14 protein-coding genes are annotated in these 15,345 nt (G+C 64.4%); 8 read left to right on the top strand and 6 right to left on the bottom strand.

Annotated elements, in window-relative coordinates:
* Positions 1-6 precede the first annotated feature (6 nt).
* Positions 7-756 carry a sulfite exporter TauE/SafE family protein gene (locus L6D64_RS13845; RefSeq protein WP_176507313.1) on the top strand — a complete coding sequence of 250 codons (750 nt, stop codon included), beginning with the start codon at positions 7-9 and terminating at the stop codon, positions 754-756.
* 3 nt (positions 757-759) lie between these two features.
* Here L6D64_RS13845 and L6D64_RS13840 read toward each other — a convergent pair whose 3' ends face one another.
* Positions 760-1,611: a LysR substrate-binding domain-containing protein gene (locus L6D64_RS13840; RefSeq protein WP_176507312.1), complete on the bottom strand. Its 852-nt coding sequence runs from the start codon at positions 1,609-1,611 to the stop codon at positions 760-762.
* Between the two features lie 96 nt (positions 1,612-1,707).
* On the opposite strand from L6D64_RS13840, the gene L6D64_RS13835 reads away from it, so the two are divergent.
* Positions 1,708-1,926, top strand: a complete 219-nt coding sequence (locus L6D64_RS13835; RefSeq protein ID WP_176507311.1) for a DUF1127 domain-containing protein — start codon at positions 1,708-1,710, stop codon at positions 1,924-1,926.
* A 128-nt stretch (positions 1,927-2,054) separates the two neighbouring features.
* Positions 2,055-3,275, top strand: a complete 1,221-nt coding sequence (locus tag L6D64_RS13830) for a winged helix-turn-helix domain-containing protein (protein WP_176507310.1) — start codon at positions 2,055-2,057, stop codon at positions 3,273-3,275.
* Here L6D64_RS13830 and L6D64_RS13825 read toward each other — a convergent pair.
* Positions 3,256-4,602 (bottom strand): class II 3-deoxy-7-phosphoheptulonate synthase, encoded by a 1,347-nt coding sequence (locus L6D64_RS13825; protein ID WP_176507309.1) that lies wholly within the window; start codon positions 4,600-4,602, stop codon positions 3,256-3,258. The two genes, L6D64_RS13830 and L6D64_RS13825, sit on opposite strands and share 20 nt — an antisense overlap.
* Before the next feature lie 116 nt (positions 4,603-4,718).
* Here L6D64_RS13825 and L6D64_RS13820 point away from each other — a divergent pair, with 116 nt between their 5' ends.
* Positions 4,719-5,474, top strand: a complete 756-nt coding sequence (locus L6D64_RS13820; RefSeq protein ID WP_176507308.1) for a spermidine synthase — start codon at positions 4,719-4,721, stop codon at positions 5,472-5,474.
* A 432-nt stretch (positions 5,475-5,906) separates the two neighbouring features.
* Positions 5,907-7,589: a DEAD/DEAH box helicase gene (locus L6D64_RS13815; RefSeq protein WP_054883710.1), complete on the top strand. Its 1,683-nt coding sequence runs from the start codon at positions 5,907-5,909 to the stop codon at positions 7,587-7,589.
* A gap of 150 nt (positions 7,590-7,739) precedes the next feature.
* Here the strand turns inward: L6D64_RS13815 and L6D64_RS13810 are convergent, their stop codons facing one another.
* Positions 7,740-8,492: a DODA-type extradiol aromatic ring-opening family dioxygenase gene (locus tag L6D64_RS13810; protein WP_176507307.1), complete on the bottom strand. Its 753-nt coding sequence runs from the start codon at positions 8,490-8,492 to the stop codon at positions 7,740-7,742.
* 101 nt (positions 8,493-8,593) lie between these two features.
* Between L6D64_RS13810 and L6D64_RS13805 the strand changes: the two genes are divergently transcribed.
* Positions 8,594-9,241, top strand: a complete 648-nt coding sequence (locus L6D64_RS13805) for a thiopurine S-methyltransferase (RefSeq protein ID WP_176507306.1) — start codon at positions 8,594-8,596, stop codon at positions 9,239-9,241.
* 50 nt (positions 9,242-9,291) lie between these two features.
* Here the strand turns inward: L6D64_RS13805 and htpX are convergent, their stop codons facing one another.
* Both htpX and L6D64_RS13795 read right to left on the bottom strand, forming a co-directional pair.
* On the bottom strand, positions 9,292-10,179 hold the full coding sequence (gene htpX, locus L6D64_RS13800) for a protease HtpX (RefSeq protein WP_003259721.1): 888 nt from the start codon (positions 10,177-10,179) through the stop codon (positions 9,292-9,294).
* Positions 10,180-10,550: 371 nt separating this feature from the next.
* Entirely contained in the window at positions 10,551-11,762 is a 1,212-nt protein-coding gene (locus L6D64_RS13795; RefSeq protein ID WP_012313392.1) for a pyridoxal phosphate-dependent aminotransferase, read from the bottom strand.
* 165 nt (positions 11,763-11,927) lie between these two features.
* Between L6D64_RS13795 and msrB the strand changes: the two genes are divergently transcribed.
* Together msrB and L6D64_RS13785 are read left to right on the top strand one after the other, a co-directional pair.
* Positions 11,928-12,329: a peptide-methionine (R)-S-oxide reductase MsrB gene (gene msrB / locus L6D64_RS13790; RefSeq protein ID WP_176507661.1), complete on the top strand. Its 402-nt coding sequence runs from the start codon at positions 11,928-11,930 to the stop codon at positions 12,327-12,329.
* A 2-nt stretch (positions 12,330-12,331) separates the two neighbouring features.
* On the top strand, positions 12,332-12,820 hold the full coding sequence (locus L6D64_RS13785; RefSeq protein ID WP_054883714.1) for a glutathione peroxidase: 489 nt from the start codon (positions 12,332-12,334) through the stop codon (positions 12,818-12,820).
* Here the strand turns inward: L6D64_RS13785 and L6D64_RS13780 are convergent.
* Positions 12,810-15,122: a hybrid sensor histidine kinase/response regulator gene (locus L6D64_RS13780; RefSeq protein ID WP_176507660.1), complete on the bottom strand. Its 2,313-nt coding sequence runs from the start codon at positions 15,120-15,122 to the stop codon at positions 12,810-12,812. The two genes, L6D64_RS13785 and L6D64_RS13780, sit on opposite strands and share 11 nt — an antisense overlap.
* Between the last annotated feature and the right edge of the window lie 223 nt (positions 15,123-15,345).

Below are 15,345 nucleotides of genomic sequence, written 5' to 3'. Positions count from 1 at the left end.
GCCCTGATGATCGAGTGGTTGTTGTATATCGTACTGGGCGCTGGCCTGGGCACCATGGGTGGGTTGTTCGGTATCGGCGGCGGGCTGATCGCCATCCCGGCACTGGGCGTGCTATTTGGCCTCGACCAGCAGTTGGCGCAAGGCACGGCGCTGGTCATGGTGGTGCCGAACGTGCTGCTGGCGCTGTGGCGTTATCACCAGCGCAACCGCATCGAGCTGCGCCATGCCGTGCCGCTTTCTTTGTGCAGCTTCCTGTTCGCCTGGCTCGGCTCGGTCTGGGCGGTGGGTATCGATGCCCACTCGATGCGCCTGGGCTTTGTCGGCTTCCTGGTGGCGCTGGCCATCTGGAACGTGGCGCGGATGTTCCTCAAGGTCTCGCCGCCCAGCGCCGAGCTGCGTTACGCCTGGCCCTGGCTCGGTGTGCTGGGCAGCTTTGCCGGCACCATGGGCGGGTTGTTCGGTGTCGGCGGTGCCGTGGTGGCCACGCCGATCCTGACCAGTGTGTTCGGTACCACCCAGGTGGTGGCGCAGGGCCTGTCGCTGGCGCTGGCGGCACCGAGTACCTTGGTGACCCTGGTGACCTATGGGGTGCACCACAGCGTCGACTGGAGCGTGGGCATTCCCCTGGCAGTCGGCGGGCTGCTGAGCATCAGCTGGGGGGTAAGGCTGGCGCATGCGCTGCCCGAGAAAGTACTGCGGGCGATGTTCTGTGTGTTCCTGGTGGTGTGTGCGGTGATGCTGGGCCTCGAGGTGTAGGGGTCACATGAACCCCTCGACGATGTAGTCGGCCATGCAGTCGGTGATCGGCGACTGGCTCTGGCTGTTGCGCAACAGCATCACGTTGGCCACCGGCAACTGCGGCAAGCCTTCGTTTTCGCCGAGAATGCGCAGGTTGCCGCCGATCAGGCTCTGCAATTGCGCGGTCACTGCCAACCCTGCGGTGACGATGGCAAAGATCGCCGCCAGGCTGGGGCTGGTGTAGGCGATGCGGTAGTCGATGCCTTGGGCCTCCAGAGCGTTGCAGGTCCAGGCACGGCAGAAGCAGTCGGTGTTGAACAGCGCCAAGGGCATTGGCCGTTGCTCCTGCGGGCAGAAGCCTTCGGCGGCTGCCCATACCAGGCGTTCCTGGCGCAGCAACTGGCCAACCTCGTTGCCCGGTTCGCGGGTGACGATGGTCAGGTCCAGGTCCTGGCGCAGCATCAATTGCCTGGACGAGTCGCAATGCACCTCCACCTGCACCAGCGGGTAGGCCTGGGCGAAGCTGGAGAGGATGGTCGGCAGGAAGCGCATGGCGTAGTCGTCCGGCGTGCCGATGCGCACCATCCCGACCATGTGTGGCATGCGCAGGGTGTTGAACACTTCGCCATGCAATTTGAGGATGCGCCGGGCGTAGCCGAGCAGCACCTGGCCCTCGGCGGTAAGCCGGACCTGACGGCCGTCACGCTCGAACAACTGGCGCTGCAGGATGTCTTCTTCCAGGCGTTTCATCTGCATGCTCACCGCCGACTGGGTGCGGTTGACCACTTCACCGGCGCGGGTGAAGCCGCCTTGTTCGGCGATGGCGACAAAGGTGCGCAGCACGTCGGCATCAAGGCTCTGGTACTGGGACATTGCATCAATCTCCGAGATGCATGGCATCAGAAACATTCGTTGGATTGATCTTAAGCCTGGGCGGAGACTGAAGCCATCAACACGGAGGGCTTCACGATGAAAGGTCATGTCAGCAGCATCCAGCAACCTGCCTTTTCCCTGAACCACCTGTGGCATGTGGCCCTGGACCGTCCTGCCCGGTGGCTGCAGCTGTACCGCCAGCGCCAGGAACTGGCCAGCCTGAGTGATGAGACCTTGCATGACTTGGGCTTGAGCCGGGCAGACATCCAGCAAGAGGCCGAGCGGCATTTCTGGGATGACCCGTTGCGTAAATGAGCTAGGTTTGTCGGTGGGTCTACCGGCCTCATCGCGGCTAAAGCCGCTCCTGCAGCGGACGCGGTAGCCTCTGTAGGGGCGGCTTTAGCCGCGATGACGCCGGTAGACCCACCACAAGGAGGCCAGGCTTGCCGCTCAAACTGTCCATCACCCAGGCCCGGCGCCTGGCCCTGTCTGCCCAAGGCTTCGGCAAGCAGCCTGGCTCCGCGCCGACCCTGCCGGCACTCAAGCGCATGCTGCAACGCCTGGGCGTGGTGCAGATCGACTCGGTCAACGCCGTGGTCCGCTCCCATTACCTGCCGCTGTTTTCTCGCCTCGGCAACTACCCAGTGGAACTGCTCGACCAGCTCGCCTGGGGCCGTGGCCGCCAGCGCCAGCTGTTCGAATACTGGGGCCACGAAGCCTCGCTACTGCCGCTTAACCTCTACCCCCTGTTGCGCTGGCGCATGGCCCATGCCGCCGATGGCCGGGGCATCTACCGCCAGCTCGCGCGGTTCGGCCGCGAACGCCAGGACGTGATCGCCCGCGTGCTGGCCGCCGTGCGTGAGCAGGGCGCGCTGGGCGCGGGCAGCCTGTCCACCCGGCAGGAGCGGGCGGGCCCGTGGTGGGACTGGAGTGAAGAAAAGCACGCGCTGGAATGGTTGTTCGCCGCCGGTGAAGTGACGGTGGCGGGGCGGCGCGGTTTCGAGCGGCTCTACGATGTGCCGGAAAAGGTCCTGCCCAAGGCCATTCTCGACCAGGCCCTGCCAAGTGAAACCGAGGCCCGCCAAGGCTTGATGCTGCACGCCGCCACGGCGCTGGGCGTGGCCACCGAGCGCGACCTGCGCGACTACTTCCGCCTCGAGCCAGGCCAGGGCCGGGCGGCATTGCAAGCCCTGCTCGCCGACGGCCGCCTGCAGCCGGTCGAAGTGCAGGGCTGGAAGCAACTCGCCTACTGCGCCGGCACACCGCGCATCCCCCGACGCGTCGAGGCCAGCGCACTGCTGTCGCCGTTCGATTCACTGGTCTGGGAGCGCAACCGCACCGAGCGACTGTTCGATTTCCACTACCGCCTGGAGATCTACACCCCGGCGCACAAACGGGTCTATGGCTACTACGTGCTGCCGTTCCTGCACCGCGAGCGCATCGCCGCGCGCCTGGACCTGCGCGCCGAGCGCGCCCTTGGGCAACTGGCGGTGCATGCCGTGCACGCGGAGTCGGTGGCGTTGGACGAGGAGGGCTATCAAGCCCTGGCGGCTAATCTGCTGCGCCTGGCCCAGTGGCTGGGCCTGGAACGGGTGCAACTGAACTGCCCGCGGGCTGAGGGCAGCCAGTTGCGTCAGGCTTTGCTCAGCGCCGCACCTGCTTGAGGGTTTCGGCGATCAGGAAGGCCAGTTCCAGCGACTGATCGGCGTTCATCCGTGGGTCGCAGTGGGTGTGGTAGCGGTCGGACAGGGCATCTTCGGTGATCGGCCGGGCGCCGCCGATGCACTCGGTGACGTTCTGCCCGGTCATTTCGATATGGATGCCGCCGGCATGGCTGCCCTCGGCCTGGTGCACCTGGAAGAACTGCTTCACCTCGTCGAGGATCTGCGCAAAGTCTCGGGTCTTGTAACCGCTGCTGGCCTTGATGGTGTTGCCATGCATCGGGTCGGAGCTCCACAGCACCTTGCGCCCCTCGCGCTCGACGCTGCGAATCAGCCCTGGCAGGTGCGCGCCGACCTTGCCGGCGCCCATGCGCACGATCAGGTTGAGGCGGCCGGGGTCGTTGGCCGGGTTGAGCGTGTCGATCAGGCGGATCAGCTCGTCGGGGTTCATGCTCGGGCCGACCTTTACCCCGATCGGGTTATGTACGCCGCGCAGGAACTCGACATGGGCACCGTCGAGCTGGCGGGTACGGTCGCCGATCCACAGCATGTGCGCGGAGCAGTCGTAATAGTCGCCGGTCAGGCTGTCCTGGCGTACGAAGGCTTCTTCATAGTTGAGCAGCAGCGCCTCGTGGGCGGTGAAGAAACTGGTTTCGCGCAGTTGCGGCGCGCTGTCCAGGCCGCAGGCGCGCATGAACGCCAGGGTTTCGTCGATGCGGTTGGCCAGCTGGTGGTATTTGTCGGCCAGCGCCGAATTGGCGATGAAGTCGAGGTTCCACTTGTGCACCTGGTGCAGGTCGGCGAAACCGCCCTGGGCGAAGGCGCGCAGCAGGTTGAGGCTGGCAGTGGCCTGGTGGTAGGCCTGCAGCAGGCGCTCCGGGTCCGGCACGCGGCTCTTTTCGTCGAAGCCGATGCCATTGACGATGTCGCCACGGTAAGCCGGCAGGGTGACGTTGCCGATGGTTTCGTCGCCTGAGGAGCGCGGCTTGGCAAACTGCCCGGCCATGCGCCCGACCTTCACCACCGGGCAACCGGCGGCGAAGGTCATGACGATGGCCATCTGCAGCAGTACCTTGAAGGTGTCGCGGATCTTCGCTGCCGAGAACTCGGCGAAGCTCTCGGCGCAGTCGCCACCCTGCAGCAGGAAGGCGCGGCCCTCGGTAACTTCAGCGAACTGCCGGCGCAGCTCGCGGGCCTCGCCGGCGAACACCAGGGGTGGGTAGCTGGCCAGGGTCTGCTCGACCTTGCGCAGGTGCGCGGCGTCGGGGTAGGTCGGTTGCTGCTGGATCGGCAGGGCACGCCAGCTGTCGGGGCTCCACGGTCGGTTCATCACAGGCTCGGTTTTGTCTGTTATAGGCTGCCTGCCATGGTAACAGCGGCGCCGAGCTTGTTGCATCCGGGGCGTTGGCGGACAATGCGCGTTTTGCGCGGGTGGGTGGCAGGTAGATGGCGACGGAGCGGGAAGAGAAGCTGTTGGCCCGGGTCGAGGATGCCTTTGGCGTCATCAGCGTGTACGAGGTGGAGGATTACCGCTTCCTCGAGTTCGGCGATGCCATCGAGCAGAGCTGCGTATTCACCGCAGACCCCAGCTGGCTGGAGTACGACTACACCCGCGCCATGCTGGTCGGTGCGCTGTGCCATGAACAGCCGGAAAGTGCGCTGTTTCTTGGTTTGGGCGCCGGTACCCTGACCCAGGCCTGCATGAAGTTCCTGCCGCTGGAGGACATCGAGGCCATCGAGCTGCGTGCCGACGTGCCGCGTCTGGCCATGCAATACATGGGGCTGGATGACGACCCCCGGCTGTACGTGCGCATTGGCGACGCCCTGGAGCTGCTGCCCACGGCCGAGCAGGCAGACCTGCTGTTCGTCGACCTGTACACCGACCATGGGCCGGGTGTCGGGCACCTGGCGTGGAATTTCCTCGAGAACTGCCAGAAGCAACTCAACCCGGGTGGCTGGCTGGTGATCAACCAGTGGGCCAACGACGACGGCAAGCCGTTGGGCGCGGCGCTGCTGCGCGGGTTGTACCACCGGCATTACTGGGAGCTACCGGTGAAGGAGGGCAATGTGATCTTGCTGGTGCCGGCGGACCTGGAGCAGGAGCTGGACCTCGCTGGTCTGCGGGCGCGGGCCGAGGCGCTGGCGCCGCGGCTGGGGTACAGCCTGGAAGGCTTGATCCGCGAGATACGCCCGGCAACCTGAAGATCGCGTCGCCTGCTTCGCGGGTAAACCCGCTCCTACAGGGGTATCACTGCCCTCAGGCTTAGCGCGGTACCTGTGGGAGCGGGTTCACCCGCGAAGAAGCCAGCACGGAGCTTCAGAAGAAAACCGATTCAGCTGCCTCCGCCTGATGGCCCGATACTGGCTGTTGGGACAGAAAAATTTACTCACTCCCCGGCATTAATTCGGGTATAGTACGCGCCGGTCTTTTAGCGGACCTCAAAATCAGGTGGTGCAAATCCTCCGAGTCCAGCTTCGGCTGCACGTCCGCTAGGCGGACCTTCTCAAGTTTTTCTTTTTCAATCGTTTTCGCAAATCCCCGCCGACAAAGCTGCCTGGGTGACCGTTCCGGTCTTTCAAGGCATGTGCAGCTTTGCAGCATGGGTCTTTGCGGATGCACTTAGAGGCAGACCCATGACCCAGGAAACCGGCGGCTTCGCCGCTCTCGATCTTAATCAGAACATTGTTGCTGCCGTACTGGCTACCGGCTACGAAGAGCCATCGGCCATTCAGCAACAATCGATCCCGATCATCCTCGCCGGTCACGACATGATCGGCCAGGCGCAGACTGGCACCGGCAAGACCGCTGCCTTCGCCCTGCCGATCCTCAACAAGATCGATGTGAGCAAGCGCGAACCGCAAGCCCTGATCCTGGCGCCAACCCGTGAGTTGGCGCTGCAAGTTGCTACCGCTTTCGAAACCTACGCCAAGCAGATGCCAGGCGTAAACGTAGTGGCCGTGTACGGTGGTGCCCCGATGGGCCCACAGCTGCGCGCCATTCGCAACGGCGCGCAAATCGTCGTCGCCACCCCGGGCCGTCTGTGCGACCACCTGCGTCGTGACGAGAAAGTCCTGTCGACCGTGCAGTACCTGGTGCTGGACGAAGCCGACGAAATGCTCAAGCTGGGCTTCATGGACGACCTCGAAGTGATCTTCGATGCCATCCCGGCCAGCCGCCAGACCGTGCTGTTCTCCGCCACCCTGCCATCGTCGATCCGCTCGATCGCCGAACGCCACCTGCGCGAGCCCAAGCACGTCAAGATCCAGAGCAAGACCCAGACCGTCACCGCGATCGAGCAGGCCCACCTGATGGTCCACGCCGACCAGAAGATCCCGGCCGTGCTGCGTCTGCTGGAAGTCGAAGAGTTCGACGCGCTGATCGCCTTCGTGCGCACCAAGCAAGCCACCCTGGACCTGGCCGCCGCGCTGGAAGCCAAGGGCTACAAGGCTGCCGCGCTGAACGGCGACATCGCTCAGAACCAGCGTGAGCGGGTGATCGACTCGCTGAAGGATGGCCGCCTGGACATCGTCGTCGCCACCGACGTCGCTGCCCGTGGTCTGGACGTACCGCGCATCACCCACGTGTTCAACGTCGACATGCCGTACGACCCGGAATCCTACGTGCACCGTATCGGCCGTACCGGCCGTGCCGGCCGCGATGGCCGTGCGCTGCTGCTGGTCACCCCGCGTGAGCGCCGCATGCTGCAGGTGATCGAGCGCGTGACCGGGCAGAAGGTTGCCGAAGCCCGCCTGCCGAACGCCCAGGCTGTGCTGGACGCCCGCATCAAGAAGCTGACCAACAGCCTGGCGCCGCTGGTTGCCGAAGCAGAAGCCACCCATGGCGAGCTGTTCGACCGCCTGACTGCCGACCTCGGCTGCAGCGCACGCGCCCTGGCTTCGGCCCTGCTGCGCAAGGCCACCAACGGCCAGGCGCTGGACCTGGCGACCGTCGAGCGCGAGCAGCCGCTGGTACCAAGCTTCGCCCCGCGTGGCGAGCGGACCGAGCGTGGTGAGCGCAGCGACCGTGGCGATCGCGGTGGTGACCGTGAGCGTCGTGCGCCAATGCCGCTGGCCGAAGGCCGCGTGCGCTGCCGTACCGCCCTGGGTGCCCGTGACGGTATCGCTGCCAAGAACCTGCTGGGCGCGATCCTCAACGAAGGTGGCCTGGCCCGTGACGCCATCGGCCGCATCCAGGTACGCGACAGCTTCAGCCTGATCGAGCTGCCGGAAGATGGCCTCGAGAAGCTGCTGTCCAAGCTCAAGGACACTCGCGTAGCCGGCAAGCAGCTGAAGCTGCGCCGTTATCGCGAAGATTGATCCTGATGCAGTGAAAAATCCCCGGCCCAGGTCGGGGATTTTTTTTGCCTGTCAGGGCCTCTCGCGGGTAAACCCGCTCCTACAGGGGCTTCACAGGCCTTGAGGGCTGTGAGGTTCCTGTAGGAGCGGGTTTACCCGCGAGAGGGCCCTTCAGTCGAACCGGTAGATGTCCATCCCCAGCGCCCCCAGGGTGAAGCCTTGGTGCACGATCCCGAACCTGTCCCCGGCCCCCATGGCAAAGAACAGCGGTAACAAATGCTCGTCGCTGGGATGGTTGCGCGCCGCAAATGGCGCCTGTTTCCGGTAGTCCAGCAGCGCCGCCTGGTCATCTGCCTGCAGCCGCTCCACCACCCAGTCGCGAAACGCCAGTGCCCAGGGTTCGACTGCATCCGGCCCCGCGTGCCAGTCCAGTTCACCGAGGTTGTGGGTAATGCTGCCGGAGCCAATCAGCAGGATGCCTTCGTTTCGCAGCCCAGCCAGCGCCTGGCCGACCTTGACCTGCAACCCGGGCCCCATCTGGCTGGGCAGCGATACTTGAATGACCGGGATGCTCGCATCCGGATACATCAGCGACAGCGGCACCCAGGCGCCATGATCGAACGGTCGTTGCGGGTCCAGGCGCGCCTGCAGCCGTTCAGCGACCCGGCTTGCCAGGTCTGGTTCGCCCGGCGCCGGATACTGCACCGCGTACAGCGCCGGCGGGAAGCCGTAGAAGTCGTGCCACGTCTCTGGTCGCGCGCCACTGGTTACCAGCAGCCCAGGGCTTTCCCAGTGCGCCGACACCACCACGATCGCCTTCGGCCGTGGCAGGGCGTTGGCCAGCCCGGCCAATGCCGGCCCGCTGGCGCCTGGTTGCAAGGCGAGCATGGGAGAACCGTGGGAAATGAACAGGCTGGGCAGCATGGCGGGGTCCTGAAGGTTAAGATGCAATCATCTTCAATCAACTATCGATCGAAATCCAAACCAAGTTTTACCGACAAACCATCTAAAAATCGGGAGTAATCATGGAACCAGCGTTCTGGCAGAAGCGGTGGGCCGACAACCAGATCGGTTTTCATCAAGCTCAAGTGAACCCTTTTCTGCAGAAGTATTGGCCGCAATTGCAGCTGGCGCCGGGCAGCCGTGTGCTGGTTCCGCTGTGCGGCAAGAGCCTGGACCTCGCTTGGCTGGCGGCGCAGGGGCACCGGGTGTTGGGGGTAGAGTTGTCACGCCAGGCAGTGGAGGCCTTCTTCCGTGAGCATGGGCTGGAACCATGGGTAGCGCAGCAGGGGGCCTTCGAAGTCTGGCGCAGCGGTGATGTGGAGCTTTGGTGTGGCGACTTCTTTGCCTTGCAGGCCGAGGATGTAATGGATTGCGCGGCGCTCTACGATCGCGCCGCACTTATTGCCTTGCCAGCGGAAATGCGTGCGCACTACATGCGCTTGCTTTCACAGGCATTGCCGGCCGGTGCTGGGCTGCTGCTGACACTGGATTACCCGCAGGCACTGCTGGCCGGGCCGCCGTTTTCGGTGGCTGACGATGAGGTGAGGCGCGGGTTTGCCGGTTGGCAGGTTGAGGCGCTTGACGAGCAGGAGGTGATCGGCGAGAGCCCCAGATTCCTGGAGGCGGGGGTCAAGAGCCTGATCGAGCGGGTGTACCGCGTGAAGTTCTGAGCGCAAACGAAAAAGGGCGACCGAGGTCGCCCTTTCCTTTACCGGTTGGATCAACCGCGGCGGCGCAGGGCCTCGATGCGGTCTTCCAGCGGCGGGTGGCTCATCAGCAGGCCAGCCAGGCCGTGCTTGAGGCCGCCATTGATGCCGAAGGCCTTCATGGTGTCGGGCATGTGCACCGGCAGGCCTTGCTCCACGCGCAGGCGCTGCAGGGCGCCGATCATCGCGGCGGTGCCGGCCAGTTGGGCACCGGCTTCGTCGGCACGGTATTCGCGGCGGCGCGAGAACCACATGACGATCATGCTGGCCAGAATGCCCAGGATCAGCTCGGCAACGATGGTCGCCACGTAGTAGGCGATGCCCTGGCCTTCTTCGTTCTTGAAGATCACCTTGTCGACGAAGTTGCCGATGATGCGGGCGAAGAACATCACGAAGGTGTTCACCACGCCCTGCACCAGCGCCAGGGTGACCATGTCACCGTTGGCCACGTGGCCGATCTCGTGGGCCAGCACGGCGCGCACTTCATCGGGCGAGAAGCGCTCCAGCAAGCCCTGGGACACGGCTACCAGCGCGTCGTTGCGGTTCCAGCCGGTGGCGAAGGCGTTGGCCTCGTAGGCCGGGAAGATACCCACTTCGGGCATCTTGATGCCGGCCTCGCGCGACAGCTCTTCGACCGTTTGCAACAGCCACTGCTCGTGGCGGGTGCGCGGCTGGCTGATGATCTGGGTGCCGGTGGTCATCTTCGCCATCCACTTGGAGATGAACAGCGAAACCAGGGAGCCGGCGAAGCCGAACACGGCGCAGAACACCAGCAGGCTGCTGAGGTTGAGGTCAACCCCGTTGGCGGCCATGAACCCGTTGAAACCGAACAGGCTCAGGGTAATGCTTGCAACCAGCACCACCGCGAGGTTGGTGGCTACAAACAACAGAATGCGCATCATGGTTGTTACGTTCTCCTGACGGATGAGTTGTTGCTTACTGCGGGGTATATAAGGTGCCGGTCGCAGGGTTTCAATCGGGCGACTATTTCAAACTGTGTACGGCGGAGTATGGCAGAGGTTTTTGCGCGGGCTGTGAGATAGAGCGTTGCAGGATGTAAGAAAAGGTGTTCGCGTTGAGGGTTGCGGCGTCTGTGCGATCGAGCGCCGCCCGCGCGGCGCATCGCGGATAAATCCGCTCCTACAGTTTGTTGCAACGCGCCGAACCTGTTACGCCATGGTTGCCCGCCTTGGCGCACGTTGTAGGATTTATCCGCGATGCGCCGCGCGGGCGGCGCTCGATCTCGGCGCCACCGCAAATCCCCCGTCGAACCCTACTGCGAATAGGTCCGCAGAAAATTACCGATCCGCCCGATCGCCGCCTCGAGGTCATCCACCCGCGGCAAGGTCACCACGCGGAAGTGGTCCGGCCACGGCCAGTTGAACGCCGTACCCTGAACGATCAGCAGTTTTTCCGACAGCAGCAGGTCGAGGGCGAACTTCTCGTCGTTGAGGATCGGGCAGACTTTCGGGTCGATCCGCGGGAACGCATACAGCGCGCCCATCGGCTTGACGCAGCTGACGCCCGGGATGTCATTGAGCAGCTCGTAGGTGCGGTTGCGCTGCTCCAGCAGGCGGCCCGGCGGCAGTACCAGGTCGTTGATGCTCTGGTAGCCGCCCAGGGCGGTCTGGATGGCGTGCTGGGCCGGCACGTTGGCGCACAGGCGCATGTTGGCCAGCATGTCGATGCCTTCGATGTAGCTCTGGGCGTGGTGCTTGGGCCCGGAGATGATCAGCCAGCCGGAACGGAAGCCGGCCACCCGGTACGACTTGGACAGGCCGTTGAAGGTCAGGCACAGCAGGTCCGGGGCCAGCGAGGCGGTGCTGATGTGCACGGCTTCGTCGTACAGGATCTTGTCGTAGATCTCGTCGGAGAACACCACCAGGTTGTGCTGGCGGGCCAGCTCCAGCATGCCCAGCAGCAGCTCTTTGGAGTACACCGCGCCAGTCGGGTTGTTCGGGTTGATGATCACCAGCGCCTTGGTGTTCGGGGTGATCTTGGCCTTGATGTCTTCCAGGTCCGGGAACCAGTCGGCCTGCTCGTCGCACAGGTAGTGCACCGGCTTGCCACCGGCCAGGCTCACGGCCGCAGTCCACAGTGGGTAGTCAGGGGCCGGGATCAGCACTTCGTCGCCGTTGTTGAGCAGCGCCTGCATCGACATCACGATCAGCTCGGACACCCCGTTGCCGAGGTAGATGTCCTCGATGGTGACGCCTTCGATTTCCTTCTGCTGGCAGTACTGCATCACCGCCTTGCGCGCGCTGAACAGGCCTTTGGAGTCGCTGTAGCCCTGCGCGGTCGGCAGATTGCGGATCACATCCTGGAGGATTTCGTCCGGCGCTTCGAAGCCAAACGGCGCCGGGTTGCCGATGTTCAGCTTGAGGATGCGGTGGCCTTCCTCTTCCAGGCGTTTGGCGTGCTTGAGCACCGGGCCGCGAATGTCGTAGCAGACATTGGCGAGCTTGTTCGATTTGCTGAACTGCATGATGTGATCCCGATTGAGAATACGCGGCGCCGCCGTCTAAGGTTTGAAAGGGCGGGGCGCGGGTGCCAGACTGGAGGCCTTGCACACGAAGCCGACTAATATACGTGCCACCCGCGTTACGGAAAAGACGGCGCGAGGTGAAATTCAGCCTGCCGAGGTTCACTTATGCAAAAGATCGACAAGACACTCGAAGAATGGCGCGCCATGCTCGACCCCGCGCAGTATCAGGTATGCCGCCTCAAAGGCACCGAACGGCCATTCAGTGGCAAGTACAACAGCGAGCGCCGGGCTGGCGTGTACCACTGCATCTGCTGCGACCTGCCGCTGTTCGACGCGCAGACCAAGTTCGATTCCGGCTGCGGCTGGCCCAGCTTCTACGCGCCGATCGAAGCCAGCGCGATGATCGAAATCCGCGACACCTCCCACGGCATGATCCGCACCGAGGTCACCTGCGCCCAGTGCGACGCCCACCTGGGCCATGTGTTCCCCGATGGCCCGCCACCGACCGGCCTGCGCTACTGCATCAACTCGGTGTGCCTGGACTTCAAACCCCGTGACGGAGCCTGAGAATGGCCGGATCGATGCTGGACATCCCTTGTGTCACCTTGGGCGGTGAGCAGAAAAAGCTCGGCGACTTTGCTGGCAAGGCGCTGCTGGTGGTCAACACCGCCAGCCAGTGCGGCTTCACCCCGCAGTACCAGGGGCTGGAGCAGCTGTGGCGGGACTACCGCGAACGTGGCCTGGTGGTGCTGGGCTTCCCTTGCAACCAGTTTGGCCAGCAGGAGCCGGGTGATGCGCGGGACATCGCGCAGTTCTGCGAGGCCAATTTCGGCGTGAGTTTTCCGCTGTTTCGCAAGATCGAAGTCAATGGCCCCGGCGCCCACCCGCTGTTCGTCGAACTCAAGCAGCGTGCACCAGGCTTGCTTGGCACGCAGAAGATCAAGTGGAACTTCACCAAGTTCCTGGTCGACCCGGCCAGCGGCAAGGTCACTCGCTACGCGCCGACCACCAAGCCACAGGCGCTGCAAGCCGACATCGAGCGCCTGCTCAGCCGCTGAGCGGCACCCAGTGGTCGATCAGCGCCAGTAGCTCCTCGCGGCGGAACGGCTTGGCCAGGTAGTCGCTCATGCCTGCCGCGCGGCAGCGCTCGCGCTCTTCAGGCATGGCGTTGGCGGTCAGGGCGACGATCGGCAGCTCCGGCCAGCGCCCGCTCTGGCGAATCCGCCGGCTGGCCTCGTAGCCGTCCATCACCGGCATGTTGCAGTCCATCAGCACCAGGTCGAAGTCTTCTCGCTCCAGCCATTCCAGGGCCTCGACGCCTTGGGTGGCAACTTCTACCTGGCAGCCGAGCTTGGCCAGCATGCCCTTGGCCACCAGCTGGTTCACCGGGTTGTCCTCCACCAGCAGGATGCGCGCACGCCCTTCGGTGGCGGTGAGCAGCGGGGTGGCCAGAGGGTGCTCCGGGGCATGCCCCTGCAAGGTGCGGCGCAGGGTCTGATACAGCGCGTTGCGCGCCAATGGCCGGGCCAGTTGGTGCAAGGGCGCCAGTTGCGCCGATTGCTCGCCGGGCAGGAAGTTGCCATAGGCGGTCACCAGCAGGATCGGCGCCTTCAGTGCCGGGCGCAGCTGGAACAGCTGCTCCAGGTCGTCGGTGATCAGCAGGTCGACGCTGGCGTCGAGCGTGGCGCGGCCGTCGTGCCGTTGATAGTCCAGCCCCCAGCCCGGCAGCAGGCCCTGCAGCAGTTCGCTGAGGCCGCTGCCGGCGTCGCTGAGGGCGACGACCTTGCCCTGCAGGGCGGCCGGTGCGATGGCCTCGGTGTGGGTGGGCAGTGGCAGCTCGGCGCTGAAGCGGCTGCCAAAGCCAGGCTCGGACTGGATGTGCAGATGCCCCTGCATGGCCTTGCACAGGTTGCGGGTCAGGGCCAGGCCCAGCCCGGTGCCGCCGTACTGCCGGGTAATGCCGGCGCCTGCCTGGGTAAACGGCTGGAAGATCCGCGCCTGGGCCGCTTCGGGGATACCGATGCCGGTGTCGCGCACTTCCAGGCGCACACCGCCGACGATGCGTGCCAAGCGCACGTCGACGCGGCCGAAGCGGGTGAACTTGAGGGCGTTGGACAGCAGGTTGCTGACCACCTGGCGTACCCGCGTGGGGTCGCCGAGCACCGAGCTCGGGAAGTCGCCAGCGATCAGGCAGGTCAGCTCGACGTTCTGCGCGGCATTCTGCGACAGCAGGTTGGCGGTGTCCTCGACCATGGCGCCCATGTCGAAGGGGATGCGCTCCAGTTCCAGCTGCCCGGCATCGAACTTGGACAGGTCGAGAATATCGTTGAGCAATTCCACCAGCACCTTGCCCGAATCGTGGGCAATCGACAGCTGCTGGCGCTGTTCGCCAGCCAGTGGGCTGTCCAGGGCCAGGGCGATCATGCCGAGCATGCCGTTGAGCGGGGTGCGGATCTCGTGGCTCATGTTGGCCAGGAACGCAGCGCGCGCCTGGGCCATGTCCAGGGCACGCTGGCGGGCCTCTTCCAGCTCCTGGTTGGACTGGCTGAGGCGATTGTTGCTGGCCTTGAGCTCTTCGGTGCGGGCCGAGACGATGTCTTCCAGTTCGTTGAGGTACTGCGTCAAGCGGTTTTCCGCGGTGCGCCGCTGCTGGATCTCGGTGGCCATGCTGACGAACTGCTGGTTGGCGACCCGGACCAGCACGCCGATCTCGTCCTGTTCGTGCCCGGGTGGGCAGTCCACCCGGGTTTGCCCCGGCTGGCGCGGGTCGCGCCCGGTGAGGGCGGCGATCACGGTGACCAGCGGTTTGGTCAGCATCAAGTAGAACAGCGCAAGGAGGATGCCGGTCAGCACCAGGCTGCGGGCGAAACCATTGAGCAGGGTGACCTCGGCGCGGTCGAGGAAGCGGCTGCCGAAGGTGAAGGTGTCGACGTCCAGGTACAGCGTGCCGAGGTATTCCTCGGGCATGTGGGTCAGGTACAGGCGTTCCTTGAACTGGCGTTTTTCACCGAACAGAAAGTCGCTCAGCGGCCGGTAGCGGTCCTCGAGCCGTGGCCGTTCGACATCGGCCAGCACCGTTTCGTTGTTGTCGATCAGCCGCGCACGGATGACTGCTGGCGACTCCAGCAGGCCGCGGGTGAGTTCCAGCGCCAGTTCCGCATCGATGTTGTAGGCGATGCGCGAGGCCGGGTTGTGGCTGATTTGCAGCAACGCCTGCACTTCACGGTTGATGGATGCGTCTTCGCTGGCATAATCGATGCCGATCTGGATGAGACTGAGCAATGTTCCCAGGATGAAGCCGACCAGGACTGTCAACCGGGCTTGCTTGTATGACAGGCGATTGGTGAACTTGATATCCATGAGTCCCGAGCCGGTTTAACGTTCCTTGCGCTGCGCAAGCATAGCCGATCAACCTTGGCTACTGGCGGGTCTGTCGCACATTCGGCTTTGATTGCTCATTTGCCAGTGCCGGCCTCTTCGCGGCTAAAGCCGCTCCTACAGGACGGGTGCGATCCCTGTGGGAGCGGCTTTAGCTGTGAAGAGACCGGCACAGCAGCCTAGAATCTGAATTTGTAGGAGTCGT

The organism is Pseudomonas urethralis (assembly GCF_021602465.1).
GTDB lineage: Bacteria > Pseudomonadota > Gammaproteobacteria > Pseudomonadales > Pseudomonadaceae > Aquipseudomonas > Aquipseudomonas vlassakiae.
The sequence above is the reverse complement of the archived record's forward strand: the minus strand, read 5'-3'. Positions and strand labels throughout refer to the sequence as shown.